This window comes from Winogradskyella sp. 266wxhm, assembly GCF_058964685.1.
On the sequence record NZ_CM179559.1, the window covers coordinates 3,741,800 to 3,761,460 of the forward strand.

At 31.7% G+C, this 19,661-nt stretch carries 22 protein-coding genes; 12 read left to right on the forward strand and 10 right to left on the reverse strand.

What is annotated here, in order from left to right; genetic code table 11:
* Positions 1–312: 312 nt before the first annotated feature.
* Both AC2H4K_RS16880 and AC2H4K_RS16885 read right to left on the reverse strand, forming a co-directional pair.
* Positions 313–702 carry an arsenate reductase family protein gene (locus AC2H4K_RS16880; RefSeq protein ID WP_281139359.1) on the reverse strand — a complete coding sequence of 130 codons (390 nt, stop codon included), beginning with the start codon at positions 700–702 and terminating at the stop codon, positions 313–315.
* A gap of 2 nt (positions 703–704) precedes the next feature.
* Positions 705–1,031 carry an HPF/RaiA family ribosome-associated protein gene (locus AC2H4K_RS16885; RefSeq protein WP_281139358.1) on the reverse strand — a complete coding sequence of 109 codons (327 nt, stop codon included), beginning with the start codon at positions 1,029–1,031 and terminating at the stop codon, positions 705–707.
* A gap of 399 nt (positions 1,032–1,430) precedes the next feature.
* Here AC2H4K_RS16885 and AC2H4K_RS16890 point away from each other — a divergent pair, with 399 nt between their 5' ends.
* The 11 genes from AC2H4K_RS16890 to AC2H4K_RS16940 all read left to right on the forward strand — a co-directional run bounded on the left by AC2H4K_RS16890 (position 1,431) and on the right by AC2H4K_RS16940 (position 10,268).
* Complete coding sequence (locus AC2H4K_RS16890; protein WP_281139357.1) at positions 1,431–1,631, forward strand: CsbD family protein; 201 nt, start codon at positions 1,431–1,433, stop codon at positions 1,629–1,631.
* Between the two features lie 289 nt (positions 1,632–1,920).
* Positions 1,921–2,676, forward strand: coding sequence for a hypothetical protein (locus tag AC2H4K_RS16895; RefSeq protein WP_281139356.1), 756 nt, complete (start codon positions 1,921–1,923; stop codon positions 2,674–2,676).
* 667 nt (positions 2,677–3,343) lie between these two features.
* Positions 3,344–3,877, forward strand: a complete 534-nt coding sequence (locus tag AC2H4K_RS16900; protein ID WP_281139355.1) for a hypothetical protein — start codon at positions 3,344–3,346, stop codon at positions 3,875–3,877.
* A gap of 156 nt (positions 3,878–4,033) precedes the next feature.
* Positions 4,034–4,573: a hypothetical protein gene (locus AC2H4K_RS16905; protein WP_281139341.1), complete on the forward strand. Its 540-nt coding sequence runs from the start codon at positions 4,034–4,036 to the stop codon at positions 4,571–4,573.
* Positions 4,574–4,840: 267 nt separating this feature from the next.
* Positions 4,841–5,356 carry a hypothetical protein gene (locus tag AC2H4K_RS16910; RefSeq protein WP_281140869.1) on the forward strand — a complete coding sequence of 172 codons (516 nt, stop codon included), beginning with the start codon at positions 4,841–4,843 and terminating at the stop codon, positions 5,354–5,356.
* A 192-nt stretch (positions 5,357–5,548) separates the two neighbouring features.
* The gene (locus AC2H4K_RS16915) at positions 5,549–6,100 is read left to right on the forward strand and encodes a hypothetical protein (RefSeq protein ID WP_281140870.1); all 552 of its coding nucleotides are present in this window, start codon (positions 5,549–5,551) and stop codon (positions 6,098–6,100) included.
* A 173-nt stretch (positions 6,101–6,273) separates the two neighbouring features.
* Positions 6,274–6,807, forward strand: a complete 534-nt coding sequence (locus tag AC2H4K_RS16920; RefSeq protein ID WP_281140871.1) for a hypothetical protein — start codon at positions 6,274–6,276, stop codon at positions 6,805–6,807.
* Positions 6,808–7,011: 204 nt separating this feature from the next.
* Positions 7,012–8,199, forward strand: coding sequence for a metallophosphoesterase (locus tag AC2H4K_RS16925; RefSeq protein ID WP_281140872.1), 1,188 nt, complete (start codon positions 7,012–7,014; stop codon positions 8,197–8,199).
* 43 nt (positions 8,200–8,242) lie between these two features.
* Positions 8,243–8,773, forward strand: coding sequence for a hypothetical protein (locus AC2H4K_RS16930; protein ID WP_281140873.1), 531 nt, complete (start codon positions 8,243–8,245; stop codon positions 8,771–8,773).
* Between the two features lie 166 nt (positions 8,774–8,939).
* Positions 8,940–9,668: an outer membrane beta-barrel protein gene (locus AC2H4K_RS16935; RefSeq protein ID WP_281140874.1), complete on the forward strand. Its 729-nt coding sequence runs from the start codon at positions 8,940–8,942 to the stop codon at positions 9,666–9,668.
* A gap of 12 nt (positions 9,669–9,680) precedes the next feature.
* A complete protein-coding gene (locus tag AC2H4K_RS16940) occupies positions 9,681–10,268 on the forward strand; it encodes an outer membrane beta-barrel protein (RefSeq protein ID WP_281140875.1) in 588 nt (195 codons plus the stop codon).
* Positions 10,269–10,419: 151 nt separating this feature from the next.
* Here AC2H4K_RS16940 and AC2H4K_RS16945 read toward each other — a convergent pair whose 3' ends face one another.
* The 6 genes from AC2H4K_RS16945 to AC2H4K_RS16970 all read right to left on the reverse strand — a co-directional run bounded on the left by AC2H4K_RS16945 (position 10,420) and on the right by AC2H4K_RS16970 (position 16,592).
* Complete coding sequence (locus AC2H4K_RS16945) at positions 10,420–11,922, reverse strand: aldehyde dehydrogenase family protein (RefSeq protein ID WP_281140876.1); 1,503 nt, start codon at positions 11,920–11,922, stop codon at positions 10,420–10,422.
* A gap of 122 nt (positions 11,923–12,044) precedes the next feature.
* A complete protein-coding gene (locus tag AC2H4K_RS16950; RefSeq protein ID WP_281140877.1) occupies positions 12,045–12,881 on the reverse strand; it encodes a helix-turn-helix domain-containing protein in 837 nt (278 codons plus the stop codon).
* A 22-nt stretch (positions 12,882–12,903) separates the two neighbouring features.
* Positions 12,904–13,509, reverse strand: a complete 606-nt coding sequence (locus AC2H4K_RS16955) for a hypothetical protein (protein ID WP_281140878.1) — start codon at positions 13,507–13,509, stop codon at positions 12,904–12,906.
* A 236-nt stretch (positions 13,510–13,745) separates the two neighbouring features.
* Positions 13,746–14,267, reverse strand: coding sequence for a 5' nucleotidase, NT5C type (locus tag AC2H4K_RS16960; RefSeq protein ID WP_281140879.1), 522 nt, complete (start codon positions 14,265–14,267; stop codon positions 13,746–13,748).
* Positions 14,268–14,396: 129 nt separating this feature from the next.
* Positions 14,397–15,245 (reverse strand): AraC family transcriptional regulator, encoded by an 849-nt coding sequence (locus tag AC2H4K_RS16965; RefSeq protein ID WP_493742645.1) that lies wholly within the window; start codon positions 15,243–15,245, stop codon positions 14,397–14,399.
* A 420-nt stretch (positions 15,246–15,665) separates the two neighbouring features.
* Entirely contained in the window at positions 15,666–16,592 is a 927-nt protein-coding gene (locus AC2H4K_RS16970; protein WP_281140881.1) for a YeiH family protein, read from the reverse strand.
* A 733-nt stretch (positions 16,593–17,325) separates the two neighbouring features.
* On the opposite strand from AC2H4K_RS16970, the gene AC2H4K_RS16975 reads away from it, so the two are divergent.
* A complete protein-coding gene (locus AC2H4K_RS16975; protein ID WP_281140882.1) occupies positions 17,326–17,754 on the forward strand; it encodes an FKBP-type peptidyl-prolyl cis-trans isomerase in 429 nt (142 codons plus the stop codon).
* A 161-nt stretch (positions 17,755–17,915) separates the two neighbouring features.
* Here the strand turns inward: AC2H4K_RS16975 and AC2H4K_RS16980 are convergent, their stop codons facing one another.
* Both AC2H4K_RS16980 and AC2H4K_RS16985 read right to left on the reverse strand, forming a co-directional pair.
* Positions 17,916–18,743 carry a sterol desaturase family protein gene (locus AC2H4K_RS16980; RefSeq protein WP_281140883.1) on the reverse strand — a complete coding sequence of 276 codons (828 nt, stop codon included), beginning with the start codon at positions 18,741–18,743 and terminating at the stop codon, positions 17,916–17,918.
* A gap of 596 nt (positions 18,744–19,339) precedes the next feature.
* Complete coding sequence (locus AC2H4K_RS16985) at positions 19,340–19,618, reverse strand: hypothetical protein (RefSeq protein WP_281140884.1); 279 nt, start codon at positions 19,616–19,618, stop codon at positions 19,340–19,342.
* Positions 19,619–19,661: the final 43 nt, after the last annotated feature.

The following is a 19,661-nucleotide window of genomic DNA, read 5'->3' on the forward strand; positions in this document are numbered from 1 at the left end:
AATTACAATAACCCTCGTTATAAACAATGCTTGTTTGGTAATATAATAAAACAATAGGTTAATAATGTTGTTTTTTATATTCTAGATTAAAGGTAAGTTTATATCATGATTTTTGAATGAAACATAAAGTAATTGACCTCAATAGAGGTCGCTAAAAAGAAACATTCAAAAGACATATTCTCTAAAAACTCATAAAAGCTCTTGAAATTATCAAGAGCTTTTGTGTTTTGTAATGGTTCAATAAATGAGTAAAGCCCTATTCATTTTCATGAATAAGACTTTACTACCAAATCAACCAATCAAAAAATAGTTTCAGTAAGGCTTTGGTATGCCTTCTGAATCTGTTTCAATAAATTCTAATACCGTAGACGGATTTTTTACTTGCTTAGCTTTATCAGCAGTAAAAACAATTGCACCGTTAAGAACTTTAGGTTCTTCTCTTAATAAGGTAATGCAATCATTTTCGTTGAATGCACTTAGGTCGCCTTCAACTTCTTGCTCGTTTAGTAGGCTGTTGATGCTTTTATTTAAGCGACTTGCTAAGTCTGCCCATTGGGTTCCTGTGACTTTCGTCTTGGTTATATCGATGTCTAAAAGGCTTTTTTCTGATGCTTTTAGATATGCTAATGTCTGTTCGTCTGTATAATTTTCACCGTTGTAAACACAGGTGATTTCTCTTTCGTCTTCGCTAAATATTCCCATAATTAATGTGTTTTCATTGTTTGCTTTCTCTTTTCTAACTGTTTTAATAGTTCTTTTACACTTTCTGAAACTGCTGCTTGAAAATCGTCTTTAGATGATTCTGCAAATAGGCGAGGACCTGGTGCGCTTAAGCGAATGCCAGATATTTTTCCTGTTTCGTCTGAGGATGTGTTTTCTGTTTTAAAGAATACATCTGCTCGTGTAACAAACTCGAAGCGTGAGAAAACATTTTCTAGTTTGTCTTTTGTAAAGCTTTCTATGGCTTCACTTGCACTAACATCGTGGTATTGAAATATTACTTGTTGTTTATTTATACTTGTATCTGCCATAATCTTTTGCTGTTTTAATCTGTTATTTCAAAGTTATGATGATAGGCTAAGGTGCTTTGACTTATATGCTACAATTGTTTCCTTATTTAATTAGAATGCTAATTTGTAATTGTTTATTGGATTGGTTGTGTAAGAAAAATCTATAGTAACGTCGGATGAGCCTCGGCTTAGGCTCGGGATAACTACGGGATAGACATGGGTATGATAGGGTGGAGGTTAGGCTTTTGTATTAATATGTATTTGTAAGGATAGGATTCTTTTTTATGTTTTATTTAACGTGGTTTTATTGATAGCATTAACTTATAGATTGATTACGGCAATTTTTGATGTGTGGCTCTTGTAATTTTATGGTATAGCAAATCAGAGAGGTTTGCAATAAAAACTAAAAATTATAGAATTATGTCTAAACCATGGCAAGATAAAGCAGAGGGCAATTGGAATATTGCTAAAGGAAAATTGAAACAAAAATGGGGTGATCTTACTGATGATGATCTTGATTATAAGGAAGGTAAAGAAGATGAGCTCTTAGGTAGAATACAAAAGAAAACTGGAGAGTCTAAGTCTAAAATTAATGAGTTCTTAGAAGAATTAAAATACTAGTTTACTAAAGTTTATAACTTAGTTAGTTTGTTTAGAGAGAAAAAATCTTGCTTATGGCAAGATTTTTTTTTTGATGATTTTAAAGATGTATAGTGTCTAAAGCACATACGTGCATTTTGTATAACAACTCGTATAAAAATAGTAAAAATGTTATACAAAATGCATGACACTAAAAATTAATTATCATTTTGATTGTGAAGCTATTGCATTAAATTATATATTAGCAAAAAAAAGACGTAAATACAGACTTATTTACGTGTTGTGCTTCATTAAAACCAACCGCTAACCAATGATAAAATTCTTTAGAAAAAGAAGACAAGATTTACTTTCAAAAGGTAAAACCGGAAAGTACTTTAAATATGCCATTGGTGAAATTATACTTGTAGTGATTGGAATTTTAATTGCACTTCAAGTCAATAATTGGAATACAAACAGGGTTGACAATCAAGAATTACAAAAATCTTTAGAAAATTTACATGCGGAGTTTACCATTAATGAGCAAATAATATCTAAAGCTATAAAAGCAAATGATAGTGTAATAGAAACTGCGAAACGCCTAATTAATCTAATGAATTTGGAGCGCGAATTGCTTACGAATGAAAACACAGACAAACTTCTATTTGATATTTTTGAAAATGGAAATCTCGAGGTTACTGAAAATTCTATTTTAGAAATATTACAATCCAATAAGCTTCAAAAAATTAAAAACGATTCTTTAAAAAAGTTAATCGTAGAATGGACGCAAAAAAGAAATAGGATTGCCTTTACTGGAAAAAATGTTTCTGAAAAAGATGAATATTTACTCAAGTATTTGATGAAACGATATCCTCTAAAGAATATAGATGCCTATGGCGTACTTCAATGGAAAGAATCTTCCACTATAGAAATTGACAAGTATCTGATTTTTTATGACATTGAGTTTGAAAATATAATAGATGACTACCTTTATAATATTGTGAACTTCAATATGCGTTTAAAGAGTCTTAAAGAAAATGTTAATCAAATCATAGAATACTCTTACAAAGACTATGACTTAAATGAATAAATAACGAAAGCACAACAACGTGTATAGCTCATTGCGGCTGAATTCCTAATCGGAATTCATTGCAATTTGCTATCTTTCGGTTACGGCGGAAAATCATAGCTGATTTTCCGCAACGAGCCATACACAAAACCGTTAAGTGCAATAACTTCTTCGAAAATTGGTCAAAGTTTTGTTAGCAAAAGTCGTTTCAAGAAGAAGGAAAAAAAGTGGTTGAACTCTGGTTGAACCAGAGCTTCAAGTTTTATCGATAAATCGTGTGAGAGTTACACTATCAAATACGAGGTTTCGTATTAAAAACTTGGTAGAAGGTCGTGGATTTTTTTGAGAAAATCAAGGCTTCGGCACTTTTTTTTAATTCTACAAGCGACTTTGCCTTTAAATAACGACAACATATACCTGTACATATTGCATGATTTAAAGGCGGTGCAAACCAAACTGTGAGACTAAATTATGCTCGAATCGTGACTGCGTAAATAAGCGCACCAGCCATTTTACGGCTTTGAAATAATTGCACTATATTTACTACACTTAACAAGGGCTATATACAATAGTAGCATGTCCATTGTGATAAAGCGGTGCGGTGTTAAAATGCTGCGCATTTCTGGTTCACACCGTCGCTAATACTGTACATAGCCTTTAACGTTAGCTACAATTTAAACCAAACATTATGAAGAAAATTATTTACCTGATTTTATTAATTACGATTTCAAATTCTGTTTACTCACAGAAAAGCCTTATTGATGAAAAAAATGGATTCAAAACAATAAAACTTGGAACTCAAAAAAGTTCTTTCAGCAATTTAGAACTATTTCAAAACTTGGATGATGGATTAAAAGCTTATCGTTACAGACCATATGATAGCGATTTATATAAAGTTTTTGATTATGAATATGATGCAATTATTCTATATTTCGACAAAAATAGCTCATTAGTTATGATAATGATTACCAAAGTATTTACAGGTAATAATTTCTATCAAAATGCACTGAGTTTTTCAGATAAAACAAGAGAAACGTTTATGAGAGTTTTTGGAAAATTTGACGAAGTGGATTCAGACGATAATAGTGGAAATATTAGCGTCACTTGGTATGGAAAGAAAGCGTTTTATTCTGTAGGAACAATTTACTTTGGAATTTCAAAAGGCAAAGCTGAATCGAATGTTATAATTGGAAAAACGGAAAAATTGAGTTCTGGATTTTGATAAAAAACTGTAGCTAACAATGTATAACCGCAATTACGGCGGATTCGACTACGTCCGAATCCACTCGGAATTGCTAACGCCAGTTCTTAACCGAAAATTATTAACTTTAATCCCGTAACTGACGGTTATACGTGACCGTTAGCAACAAGCTGAAAAATGAAACAGGCATTGAACATATTGCTTCTAATTTTAACTTTTGTTTCGTGTAGAAATGAATCAAACTCTGAATTGAATAAAGCTACATCTGATAAAAACCTAGAAGTGGAAACATCAAAATATAGACAAATCATTTTTGGAAGATATTGCGGAGAATGTTACGAAAATTGCGCGCCAATGTTTCGCCTGATAATGAACAAAAACAAACCTACTCTTACGGCGGATTTTGAAGATACTTATTTTAATTTAGAATCTAGACTTGAATTTAATACTAATATAATCCAAGAAGAGAAACTCAAAATTGCAAATGAGATTGTGGAAAAAATTCCAGAAGCCCTTTATAAATGGAAAACTGACAAAGAAAGATTTGGGTGTCCTGACTGTACGGATGGATGCGGATATTATCTGGAGTTTATAAAAAAGAACGGAGATTTAAAAATTTTTGACCTGGACGATTTTGAAGAGACGGAAAATATTCCGAAAAAAGTTTTGGAATTCACTCACTTTCTTGCCAAACGAATTGATAAATTAACTGAATGAAAAGCCAGTTGCCAACAATTTATAACCGCAATTACGGCGGATTCGACTACGTCCGAATACACTCGGAATTGCTAACGTCAGTGCCAAACCGAAAATTAACGCATATTAACCCGTAACTGACGGTTATACGAGACCGTTGCCACACATTTGAGAAAAATCGTACTCATATTAATCATTGCCAATTTGTTTTATAATTGTGAAACGAAAAAGGAAAGAACGGAATTAAAAAAAATCCAATACTACTATCCTCGAGTTTCGAATTTTAAAATGGATTCTTCTCTGACTGAAATATATCTCGATTCAATCAAAAATTATGGTGAACTAATTAAAATTGCGGATAAAATTGCTTGCTATGGAAAAGCCCCATTACTTAAATTCAGCACTGATTCAACGGAATTTAATCTGATTGTGTACAAAGAGTGCATTAGTAAAATGGATATTGTCGACTATCACGGAAGTAATGTTATTTCAATTCAAAAAGATTCGATTATAATAAACAATGAAATCGAGGTATCATTTGACAGTTTACAGCCAATATTGCGGAATCATATACTTAACCCAGAACGAAAATTTGACTTCTCAAAAAGTATTGATAAGGCATTAATCTTTTATTATCAAGACAGTTCAGTTTCTTCAAAAAAAATAAAAGACCAACTCATTAAAATAACAACAGATTTCAACGAGCTGAATAGAAAAAATGGAGATAGTCTTCCATTGAAAATAAAATTAAGTGAATACTCTTACATTAAAATTCTAAATCCACCATTACCTGATGAAGAATAAAAACGTCTGGTAACACCGGCTATAGTTCATTGCTGCGGTAATCCCCACAGTTTATTTAGGCAACTGTACTATCTTTAGTTTTGGCGGAAAAGTCCTGCGGACGTTTTCCGCAACGAAATCATAGCCAAACACGTTACACACAATTTTGGTTAAACTTATCGACAAACAAAAAATTTAAAATCTTATTAACTTATGATGAAAAGACTCCCATTACTCTTAATCACCTTGATTTTTTTATCGTGTTCAAATGATGATAATGACTTATTAATGTCTAATGGCCAATTAGTGTATAATGAACAGTCTTTTACTTTGAGTTATGCATACAAGATTGAATTTGATTTTACAATAGATGATATTCACGGCTTTGAAATTATATTAACAGACCAACCAGTAACTTTTGAAAATAGTCAACTTAACTTATCTTTAGATACTAAAGTTCTCTTAAGGATGGTGTTTTTGACTCCAGGGAGTGATTCTGAATCACTAGAGAATATCTATCCACTTAACCAGAACAATTTCAATTCGGCTGACATTGAAGCAAGGCTTTCTGGTGCAAGCTTGTTTTTTCTAAGAGCTGATAATAATGAATTGATTACAGATAACTCTAACTTAATATGGAATACAGGCTCAGTCGAAATAACTGGTTCAAACAATCCTTATAATTTATCTCTTGAATTATCCACTGAAGAAGTTGAATTAACAGCAAGTTACACAGGTGAGATAATTATTGCTGAATACGAATAGAAACGGTTAGGTAAATAATTTATAAAACTTAATAGTATATTATCCTAAAATCAATACACTTAAAGAAAGTTTTGTAACGCTATGTGTATTTTATTAATATTCAATCTCTTAATCAAAATAAAGATGTATTTAGAAAGTCGCTAAATTTTTAATACAAATCAATCTAAAATAGAATGTCTAAACGCTCATTTTTAATTTTATTATTAGGAATATTAATAATATTAAGTTGTTCGTCTGTTAATGAATTTGGAAAAAGACGAATAGGTTTCCATTATGAAAAAATTAAACCAAATTCTAATCCAATTGCCTATAATATTATTGATACTTCTAAAGTTTATTTAAAAATATCGACTATTAATACTTTTGACAACTCAAAAGACTCAATTTCCAACAAAAACATAAAATCTAATCCAACATACTTGAAATTTTATAGAAATGGAAGAGTTGGTGAATTTAAAAACATTAACATAAATGACATAAATGACTTAAACCCAAAAAAAGCGGAAAGTTATTTATACAGATACAAAAAGGGAAAGTTTATTGTTCAAGTATATTTCAAACATCCACAGTGTGGAGAGTGCTTTATTAAGGAAACATTAAACAAAATTTCTAACGACACAATTAAAATAATTAGTGGAGACTATATCTCAACTTATATTAAAAAAGATATTCCGAAAAAATATTTGATATACAAGCCAGAATGGTAAAAGTACTACTATAACAAATTATGTCATTCTGGATAAAGGAATAATTAGAATTAAGGTGAAGTTAATGCATTTACTTTAAGAAGGTCAACCAAAACAAATAAAGTTCAATATGTTATCATAACTCTTATAAGAAATCTTTTTGTGTAATCAATAAAGCTTTAACAAACAGGGTATTAACTCATCATAATTGAAGAAATCGCTATTATGAAAAAAATATTTAGAGTATTTAAAGTTCTGTTTTTTGTTTATTTCGCTTATTTAGTAATTGCTATAGGCCTTGGTTTTTTTGGGGTGATTAACGTTATACCATTAGCACCTGGTTGGAAATTAAAAACACCAAACTATACAAGCAAACAGGTTGTAGTAGATTTTGAACAGCCCATAGTATATTACCAAAATGATAGTTTAAAAACTATTCATATTGAAAAAAAACAGAATTCCTTTTCTAAAAAGAGCGTATCATACAATATAAAAGATAGTGTTTATATAAAGGTAAAATATCCTAATGTAAGTTTTGATGTACCTATATCTCAAAATTATTCTATAGAAAAGGATACCTACAAACAGCCAAAAGAAATTATATGCCTTTCTGATATAGAGGGTAATTTTGATAGTTTTATTAAATTCTTAAGAGGAAATAAGATTATTAATGAGAAATATGAATGGATCTTTGGTGAAGGTCATTTAGTTTTATTGGGTGATTATTTTGATAGAGGTAAGTACGTTAACGAATGCTTATGGCTAATTTATAAATTAGAGAAAGAGGCTGAGCATGCCAGAGGCAAAGTTCATTTTATATTAGGTAATCATGAAGCTATGAACATAATTGGTGCGTATGATAATGATCTTTTTAAGTATGTTGATCATAAATATTTTGCTAATGCTGAGTTTTTAGGTTTTGAATATTCTAATTGGTATTCTAAAAACACGGAGCTAGGAAGGTGGTTGCGGACTAAAAACTCAATAGAAAAAATAGGTGATTTACTTTTTGTTCACGGTGGAGTAAGTCCAGATTTGATAGAAAGCGGTCTAACTTTAAACCAAATCAATTCTGGTATTAGAAATGGATTGGACAAAAAACCCGAAAACCATTCAGAAAATGAAACTTTACTATTAAGAAACAAAGGTCCTTTATGGTATAGAGGTCTGGCTAGAGAAGAAGTAACAGATATAGAGATTGATAATATTCTAACGTATTTTTCTAGTAACAAAATTATAATAGGACACACTGTTTTTGACGAAGTAAAAAGTCTCTATAAAAACAAAGTCATTGATATAGACTTAAACCATAAAGAGAATAAAAATACATTTGGTCTTTTAATTAAAGCAAATAGCTTCTATGAAGTTGATGATAAGTCAAGAATTAGAAAAACACTATCTTTAATTCCGTAAGTGATGGTTATACGAGACCTTTGGCAGTAATTAGAACTAAGTAATGATAGGATCTTTAATGCGAAACATATTTTATAAAAAACTGACTTCCGAATTAACTGAAATTAAGTTAACCGAAAGTGGATTTTCTATAAAAGAACCTTTTGGAGCGAAGCCCAAATTATTTAATTGGAAAGAAATTAATAATGTTCAATTTTCAGAAAATCGGAATGAAGTATTTTTTGAGAAAGCTGAGAAAACAATCAGTCTAAAAAATAATAACATTGGTTGGTATGAATTTATTCAAAATGTGCCAACTATATTTAAAAAATTTGATTTTGACTATGTATCTGAATTTATGAATTCCTTAAAAGCATGTGCAGTTTGCGGAATTGTTGCAGTAAGAGAAAATGAGTGTATGGTTTGTGAAACTATAACTTGGAATAACGAAATGATTGAAAACGAAATTGAGTACATAAAATCAAAACAATCGGAATTATACTCTGAACTAATAAAAAGAGGAACAGAAATAAACAAAGTGGCTGAACCTGAACACGGATTTAAAGCGGACAAAAACTGGAAACTATACATTTAAAAAAAACTACTGCAAATAACATGTTAGCTCATTGCGGCTGAATACCTATAGAGATTTTATTTCTATTTTGTTAGCTTTTGGCATTGGTAAAAAGAATCTTGTGATTTTTCATATAAATCATAGGCAAAACCTTTATTTTACATTAAGCATAAACTTAAATTAAAGAATGAAAAAAAGAATCCTACTAATTGTTTTAATTGGTTTTTTAACCAAAATTTATTCACAGGACAAAAAAATTGAATTTCAGTTATCTCTAGGACCTACATTATCTATACCTAAAACTAGCGAACTAACAAACACAAATGTTGATGGTAGTCCTGAAATAAAATCCTCGATTAATATTGGAGCATATATTCTACCTAGTTTTAACTATTTAATTAATGAAAATTCATCTATCGATTTTGGTATTGGTTTTTATTTAGATAGGTTTTCTATTGAAGATAAAATGGGTGCTATTACTAATAAAGGAAATCGAAATATTAGTCAAATTCAAATACCCGTAAATTATAATTTTCATTTTGGACAAGATAAATCTTATCATTTTGGAATAGGTGGATTTACAAGCTTTTTAATATCTGCAAAAGAGAAAGGTGACACTACAGCTGATCCAACTCAAATTATAGACCCAAACGATCCAGTTTTTAGCAATCCAACAGCCAGCTATAACAATGACATTAAGGATAATTATAATTCTGTAAGTTTTGGAGCTTTCATACAGTTAAAGAAATTTTTTTCATTTTCATCAGAAAAAAGAGGGTTTATCCTATTGAAGATTAATCAATATATTAATTCGATAAAGAATAATGATTCTGACTCTGATTTGAGCCAGTACATAGAGTTCAAAAATGAAAAAGAACCAACAACTGTGAATTTAGGAATTGGAATAATTATTTGAAAAATGTGCTTTATGAAACAAAAACTATTATTAGGTATATTACTGATTTTTTCAATTAAATCATTTTCACAAGACTCAAAATTTAGTCTTGAATTAAATTATCCTCTAACAGTTGGTGATAATTTCATTGGAAAAAATTATAATGGAATTATAGACTTAGGGGTTAAATATCGTTTTGCAAATTTAGAATTCTTAAATATAGGAGCATCTTTAAACGGAGGAATCCTAAAAAATTCTAAGGACGATAGTTTTCAACCTTTTGATGTTACTGTTTTTGCAATACAGCCAAGCATTTTTGCCGAATTAGATATTGAATCACTAACTAAATTTCATCCTTCGATAGGATTAGGTTATACTTTTATGAATTTTAAAACTTCAGGAATAGATGGTTTTAATTTTAGTAACCCGGATTTATCAAGCTCAAGTCAAACCGAAAATGGTATTAACCTGAATTTAGGACTTGTTTATGACATCACAAAAAAACTATTTGTCCAAGTCCAATATGATTTAATAAAAATTGGAGTAGAAGATGGGGTTCCAGATACAAGTTACAATACAAATATCACTATTTTAAAGTTTGGGTTTGGATTGAGAATTTAAAAATAGTTTCAAAAAGAGCAACATAAATCATTTAGCTTAAATCCACTAATAAGAAAAAGCCATTTCAAAATTAATTGAAACGGCTTCTTATCAAGACATTATTCAAGATTTGCTATTAATTCATAAGGGATTTTGAATAGTCATTCTTATTTTAGAATAATCCAACAGCATCTTTACTGTAAGAGATAAGCATGTTTTTAACAACACGGTAGTGGTCTAAAGCCATTTTATGGTTTTCACGACCAAAACCAGATTCCTTAACACCACCAAATGGCGCATGTGCAGGATATGTATGGTATTGGTTTACCCAAACTCTACCTGCTTGGATAGCTCTTGGTACTTGGTAAAGCTCATGAGCATCTCTACTCCAAACACCAGCACCTAAACCATAAGATGTGTCGTTTGCTATAGCAATAGCTTCTTCTACGGTGCTAAATGTAGTTAATGATACTACAGGACCAAAAATCTCTTCTTGGAATACACGCATATCGTTTTTACCTTTTAATACAGTAGGCTGAATGTAGAAACCATCTTTAATGTCTCCTTCATAGTTACCAGCATCACCACCAGCAAGAACTTCTGCACCTTCTTCTTTTCCGATTTTGATATAGTTCATAATCTTCTCGAATTGTGCTTTAGATACTTGAGAACCAATCATTGTTTCTGGATCTAAAGGATGACCTGTTTTTACTGCTGCTAAACGCTCTTGCATTCTTTCAATAAATAAGTCTGCGATATCTTCGTGTACTAAAATTCTAGAAGGAGATGTACAGATTTCACCTTGGTTTAATGCAAACATTAAAGCACCTTCAATAGCTTTATTAAAGAAGTTATCATCTTGATCTGCTACCGATTTAAAGAAGATATTTGGTGATTTTCCACCTAATTCTAAAGTTAAAGGAATAATGTTTTCTGCAGCGTTGTGCATTACTTTACGACCAGTTTCCGTAGAACCAGTAAAAGATAATTTAGCCACACGTTTTGAAGTTGCTAATGCTTCACCAGCTTCAGCACCAAAACCAGTAACAATATTTAATACTCCTTTTGGTAATACGTCTTTAATCAATTCCATAAAGCACATAACACTTGTAGGTGTTTGCTCTGCTGGTTTTACTACAGCTGTACAACCAGCCGCTAATGCAGGTGCTACTTTCCATGCTAACATTAATAATGGGAAGTTCCAAGGAATGATTTCTCCAACAACACCTACTGGCTCATGAAGAGCAATACTAACCGTATCTTTATCGTGCTCAGAAATAGTACCTTCATCTGCACGAATAACACCAGCAAAATATCTGAAGTGATCTATACAGTAAGGAATATCTGCTGCTCTAGCTTCACGAATTGGTTTTCCGTTATCTATAGTTTCTAAAGTAGCTAGGTATTCAAAGTTGTCTTCCATTACCTGAGCTATTTTTAATAAAGCGTTACTACGTTCTGTTGCAGAAGTTGTACTCCAAGCCGGAAATGCTGCATGTGCTGCATCTAAAGCTAGATTTATATCTTCTTCTGTAGATCTTGCTGCTTTTGTAAATACTTTACCATCAACTGGTGAAACATTATCAAAATAGTCTCCTTTTACTGGTGGAACAAACTCACCATTTATAAAGTTATCATACTTTTCTTTAAATACAGGTCTTTGTACTTGAGTCATAATTTTTTTCATTTTTAATTATAACTGCAAAACTACAAGCGAACTGCTTCTGACTATTTATTAAAACAAGTCAGTTATTTATGAAAATGGTTCAAAGTAGATAAAATTGAACTTTTTTGGCTTTAGGATACCTCTTTTGGACTAATTCCGAACTTGTTTTTAAAGGCTGTACTGAAGTTAGAAAGGTTATTATAGCCAATTTCTAGATACACATCAGATGCTTTTACATCGCGTTGTTCTATTAAGATTTTTGCTTTTTCTAAACGTTTATCCATAAGCCATCTACCTGGCGAAGCATTAAACTCTTCTTTAAAATGTCTTTTAAAAGTAGAAAGACTCATGTTACACAAAAAGGCAATTTCTTCAACCTTTAAGTTAGAATAGACATGACGTTCTACAACTTCTCTAAAGCTAGAATCTTTTTCTTTTATAAGCGACTGTAAAAAGGCTATAAAAGCGCTACCGTATTTACCTGAAAGATAGAGTAAAATCTCTTCAAATTTAAGCTTTGTTAAAGCTTCATTTTGTTGAAGTTGATCGTTACCTATTGCCGATAGTGAATTGATAAATGCCGAAATAAAGTCATCATTTTCAATAATGAAAAACGGGTTTTCTTGTTGGGCTTCTTCAGAAAAACTAGAATGTTTTTTTAAAAAGTCTTTTAATACTTTTTCTGAAAAGAAGAAAAGTTTACAGTAATAGCTATTTTCTGTGTCTAAAAGTTCGGTCCACAAACAATTACCTTTGGTCGTAAGAATAGATTGCGTTTTGTCTACTGCAACAGAAGTTTCTGCAAAGTGCACTTGCTTTTTTCCTATTTGAAGAAAACTAAACATGTGCATTTGTAGGTTGACTTTACTTTTTACATTATCATTAGTCATCCTAAAATCATGTATCAGAAGATCTGGTAAAGATTTAGAATTGGGAATAAATATATTGGGGATATTTTCTACTAGCATAAGGTTTGTAACAATTTAGGGTTTACAGATACCATTCCTTAATGTCTTCTGTTTTAATTGCTTTGGTGTAAATTAAAAATCGTGTTAGTAAATAAATTGCCATAGTATGACAAAAAATAATTAAGCTAATAAATGTTTTGTCATTGTATAAAAACTCGTTGATAACGCTAAGACATACTTGCACAAAAAAGAATATACCAGACGCCAATAACATGGTTCCGGATCTATAATTATTGCTAAAATAAATTAACCCTATAGTAACTAACAAAACGATGAGTGTTAATACGGACAAAAACACAAAAAATAGTGTGTTTTTTGGTAAAACAAGGACTAATAAGTCTAGTATTGCATATACAATGTAGGTCAACAACCCTATAGTGATAAAAGAAGTAATACTTAAGAAGGACTTTAGTTTTCCTCTTTTTAAATATTTTTTTAAAGCCAAAGTACTACAAACTATGTAGGTTGTAGTAAGTATTGTAATTTTCAAAAAAGAATCTTTAAAAGCTAAAGTTGCAAAAATATCAGAAGTGAATAAAGCCAATAGACCTATACTATATATAAGATTTGTTTTACTTTTTTTTACATAAACATAGTTCATTAGAATACACAACGTAATTGTAGGCATAGTATAGATCAAGTCTTTTTTCTCATACAGTATGCTAATTATTATTGATGCTAATAGTAATGCAAAAAAAAGCAGGTCGAAACCATTCAATCTGCGTTTTAGCTTTTTAAAATATTTTTTTTTCAATATTAAAACGTTAATTATCAATTACTAAAGGTAGTAATATTATAGCAATAGTTAACCTGTAATTGTAGCTTTTTAAGCGATTTAATTCTATGTGCTGGATTTTTTCGTTACTATAATAAGCGCTCAGCAATTTCTAACCAGTTGTTAACTCTAGTGTAACCAGTTTCGCTTACATTATGAGGAGAGTTGAAGAGTAGGGTATCACCATCAAATTTTTCTAGATTATAGGTTCTGTCATCTATGAGTAAATCTCCTTTAAGAATAAACTTATGACCGCACATAATACGGTGCTGCCATGTTATAAAGGGTATATATTCATCAATCCAATCGCTTTTTTCCTTTAGGGAGTCTGGAAATTGGGTTGCAGCCGTAGCAATGTAGACTTCATGTTTAGCGTATAGCGCCTCCATAACCTGTATGCAGTCCTTTTTTGGTTTTAGATCTCTAAAGAAGCCTTTTTGGTTGGCGTGATCCTTTATACTCAACTGGTGGTCTTCAGGTACATTGTGCCATACCTCACCTGAGGTGATTTGGGATATATTTAGTTGTTGTTGGTGTTCTAAGTTATATAGTTCAATATGCTTTTCGTACGTTTCTGCTAGCACATCGTCCATGTCTACAAATATGGTCATGTGAATTTTTTTACAAAGCACGAAAATTAATAAAGGCTAATCAAAGAATTTAAGGAAATTTTATAAAGATTTAATAGAATCTAAACATTGGGAAGTTATTTCTATAAGAAAAGACTACGATTGTAGTACTTAGGACAAGCGGTCACGATATTCAGTAGGTGTAACACCTAAGATCTTCTTGGCGTATCTTGTAAAAAAGGAACGACTACTAAATTCCATTTCATCCGCAATTTCAGAAATATTGAGACTTTTATCTTCTAACAAGATAATTAAGCGCTCTCTAACATAACGTTGTATCCATGCCGAAGCTGTAAGGTCTGATATAGATTTACAAATTTGATTTAGATATTTAGGCGTAATATGTAGTTGGTTGCTATAAAATTGAACTTCACGTTGCTGCATAGAATGTTTATGAAGCAGTGTAATAAAGCCTTCATAAATAGCATTTGTTTGCCTAGTATGTTTTTTACTTTCATATTCATTAGCAAAGGTGTTCCACATTTCTAAAACAAAAAGTTTAAGCTGAAGACTTAAAGCTTCTTCATAAAACTTGTGTGTCTTATTGAGATAACGTTGGTTTACTACTTTGAAGTTAGAAATGATTTTTTGCTGCACCTTTTTGTTTTGAATAATTTTTATAGGATTCACTCTAGAGTGGAGTAGAGCGTTAACCGCATATCCTACATTGGGAACATTGTCGTCTAGCAGTTGCTTTTCAACCAATAAAACAGAGGCTTTAAAGTCATTAGAGGTCTGTATTTGCAATAATTGACTTTGCGCAAACCAAAACAAAAAATCACCACCATTGCACTGCATCGTATCATTGTTTAACATGAATTTGATATTACCACTAAGACAAAACATATGTGTGTGGTAATGTTTATAAAAATCATCAGGTAAGTCAGATACAGCGCTAACGTCTAACAAAAGTACTTTTGGAAACTGATCGCTAAGCATAATTTTTGGTATTCTATACAAATATAAGTGATATATGACACAACTACCGTAATTTTTGTAACACTTAACGAATTGTACCTCAATATATTTGCAAAACAAAAATAACCCTAACCCCTTTTAACTAAAAGCACACATTGATTATAATTGATGTTTGAATATTAGTTCTGATTAATAGCTAAGCGTAATACTTGTATTACGCTTTTTTTTAAATCTGATTTACTGAAAATTGAGTATTGGTTAGCTAAATTCGTTTCAGGATTTCATTAAAACAAATTGTTAGTTTAAATGTTTTATTCAAAGCTTGAGAACAAAATGTATCGAAAAATATCTATAACCATAAATGTCAGTCTGAGCCCGTCGAAGACGAATGGTAATACTGGGTTTTAGACAGCGCACTCTTAATTATAATGCAATCCTAAATTCGTTTCTGGATCAAATCAACTATGACCAATAAACAATATAGAAGAAAGAAAATACCGAAATAAACAACCATAAAACAATTCCTAACCAAAGAGGTTTACTACCCGTATTTTTAATATCCTTTATAGCAATAGTTGTACCAACAAGGAAAAGCGTTACAATCAATAAGCGTTTAGCACAAACAACAATAAAACTCGACATCTCTAAAGGTATAAGCTGATAACTGTTGGTAACAATAGCAGCAATAAATGCTAAGATAAACAAGGGGAATTTCACTCCTTTTTTTGGTGACTTAAACACAAATAACGAAGCAATGGATAAAGGGATTATCCATAACGTTCGAGATAGTTTAACGGTTGTTGCAATTCTTAAGGCTTCATCTCCATAATCTATTGTAGCACCAACAACTGAGCTTGTATCATGTATAGCTACTGCGCACCAAAGCCCGAATTGCTCTTGTGTGAGTTGAAAATAATGCCCTAACACAGGAAATAAGAACAAAGCGATAGAGTTCAGTAAAAACACAATAACCAAGGCCATACTTATAGTTTTATTATTGGCTTTTATTATTGGGGAAATAGCAGCAATGGCACTACCACCACAAATTGCAGTTCCAGAAGTAATAAGATGTCCTAGTTTTAAGTCTATTTTAAAGATTTTGGTAAGTGCAATTCCCAAACCTAAGGTGAGTAATATTGTAAAAACTGTTAGTCCAAAACCTTCTTTTGTGGTTTGTAAGGTTTCATTTATAAACATTCCAAAACCCAAACCCACTACTGAAATCTTTAAGAGTAGGGGAATAGCTCTTCTATTATAACGCTCAAATGGATTTTCAAATACTAATACAAAAGCAAAACCTAGCAATAAAGCCACATAACTAGTGAGCAAACCTAAAACAGATGAAATTACTATGAGTACATAAATTAATTTCACTACAGTTTGTTTCATCCTATTTTTTGCTTTGTGTGTTGCAAAATTAGGGCTATATTCTAACTCATCACAATTGTATTGTAGTTAATTGTTGAGTTCTTCCATAGATTACCTAAATAAGACTCATCTTTGAGTTTACTTATATTTATTGTCTAATCCTGAACTGTCATACTGAGCTAAGCCTGTACTGAGCAAAGACGAAGTATCGAAGTCTTGTTTCAGGATACCATAAAGAGCTCCTCACCAGTTTGGACTTGTTGAACGCGATCTTTGTAATACAGCATAAACCATAAATAGTATCAAACCCAAATTCCGACACGGTCGGAAGCAACGATTTTCAGAAGTAATGAGCCCTTATTAATCTTAAGAATTTAAATCTAGGATTGAAGAATAATCATTAATAATAAAACAGAATAAACAATTATCAGTGAATGGTGCTTGCAACTTCCTATAAATCGTTTTGATCTTTTGGTTCGTTTTGTATCAAGACAAAATGAACATAAGAAACAAAATCCGTTAAGAATGGCTGAAGCCTAGGAAGTATTGTTGTCATGCTGAACTGAGCCTGTACTGAGCAAAGACGAAGTATCGAAGTGTTGTTTCAATCTGAAAGTATACAATAGAGTAGCACCCACAAATGTTAAGATTATTTTAAATCCTAGGATTTTTCCCATTTCATTCTTTAAACCATTTTATGACCCATACATTTGCAGGGTTTTATAAATTATAATAATAACACAAACAAACAATTATGAGTAAAGTAAAGGAAAATGATGTGGTAAAAGTGCATTATACTGGTAAGCTAAATAACGGTCAGGTATTTGACAGTTCTCTAGAGCGTGAGCCGCTACATGTAGAACTTGGTAAAGGTCAATTGATTCCTGGGTTCGAAAAAGGGCTTATTGATATGGAAGTTAATGAAAAGAAAACCATATCAATTGATAAAAAGGATGCTTATGGTGAAGTGAATGAAGCTTTATTTCAAAAAGTACCTAAAAATCAATTACCAGAAGATATAAAACCTGAAGTTGGTATGGGCTTAGTTGGTAGCAGACCAGACGGTGGGCAACAACAGTTCAGAATTGCAAAAGTGGAAGAAGATAGCATTATCGTTGATGCTAACCATCCATTAGCAGGACAAGACTTAGTTTTTGATCTTGAAGTAGTTGAGATTATATAATTAAAGTTATACTGAAGGTCCTGAAATAGGTTTAGACAATAATCAAGTGTTGTCGTCCAAAACTGTCACACTGAGCTTGTCGAAGTGTTGTTTCAGGATCTCATCTCATTTAATATTAGTAATGTCAGCCAGAGCCTGTCTAAGACAAATTAGTAAAACAACTAATCAACAAACTGCTTTTCCCGCGCTCGCACTTTTTTCTGCTTTTTCACTTCCTCACGTTCCCAAACAGTCGGACTACCAAACATAATCTTCCAAGCCTTTTTAGGACGGTTCCAAATATCAACTAATAAGTCTCCCCAAGCGTGAAATACCAGATACACTGGATTAAAAGATTTCACCGGTTTAGTAATACCATAAATAGCCTGTTCTTTTTCAGGTTGAAACGTACCAAAGATACGGTCCCAAATAATAAGTGTAGAACCAAAATTCTTATCAATATAATCGTCATTTACTGCATGATGAACTCTATGGTGCGATGGAGTTACAAAAATATATTCTATAGGTTTCGGTAGCTTCCGAATTAGTTCGGTGTGGATCCAGAATTGGTATAAGATTTCCAATTGATGTACAATGATAAACACTACAGGATCAAAACTCAGCATAATCACAGGAATAAAGAATACCAGTTTAAGGTTCTGTACCCATGAAAGACGAAAAGAGGTAGAGAGATTATAATATTCAGAACTGTGATGCACCACATGGGTAGACCACCAAAAGCGTTGTACATGCGATATTCTGTGCGACCAATATCGAACAAAATCTAAACAGAAAAAACACAAAAGGTATGACCACCACGTATGCGGAATAGTCCAAGGAGTTAAGTTATAACATATAACCACGATATAGAAAATACCCACTTTGGTTAAAGCATTAACAAAGAGATTACCAAAGCCAATGGCTGATGAAGCTAAGAAATCCTTGCCGTGATAGAGTTTTTTATTTTGTTTAATGGATAGATAGTATTCTAAAGCTACAAGGGCAAACATTACTGGTGCCGCTATCCAGATGATGGTGTTAAAGTCTAGTTTTAAAAGTGAGTCGAGAGTGATCTTTTGGTTTTCGATGCCTGGGTTTTTAGATTAAACGTAAAACTCGCAATATAAGTATTACAAGATGCCTTGTCGAAAGAATTGTTTTAAATCTATATTAAAACCTCAAGAAAATGGTTTATGAGAACCAGAGCCAAGCGAAGTATCTAAACATTTCAAAATTTATAAGATCCTGAATCAACACTTCGATACTTCGTCTTTGCTCAGTACAGGCTCAGCTCGGACTTACGGTAAACATAGTTGCAGTGTCATCCTGAACTTGTTTCAGTATCTAAGAAAAGTACTACTGTCAGTCTGAGCCAGTCGAAGACGAGTTCTGTTAAAGGTGGCGTCAGTTCGAGTGTTTTATGCGAAGCATGAGTATAAAATGTATCGAGAACTACATAAAAAAAAACAATTTGCAATCATAATGAGATCCTTAAACAAGTTCAGGATGACAAATTAAGATAGTGTTATTTGGATTGGCAACCCTTATGAAAAACAAAAACGCCTTAATAAATTAAAGCGTTTCTTTATTTCTTTTTCTATAGCAATTAGTCTTCATGATTTTCAGCATCTTCTAAATGGTCGTTGTCTCCGCTACCTTGACTATACAACTCGTTTTCTTCGTCCTTAAAGGTGCCTTTGTTTGGTGTGGCTCTTTCTCTGCCAGGAACATCCAAATCCTTTCCTGTGAAATCTATATGACGTTCTCTGTTCTCTAGTTGCGCATCATCTCCTTGGCGATCATTGCGGATTGCTCTGGCAAGTTCACCTAGTTTTTCCTTGTCTTGTTCTGTAATATCTGAATTATATGTTTTGTCAGTTTTCATAATCTATACTTTTAAATGATTCTTTTTCGTGTTCTTTCCAAAG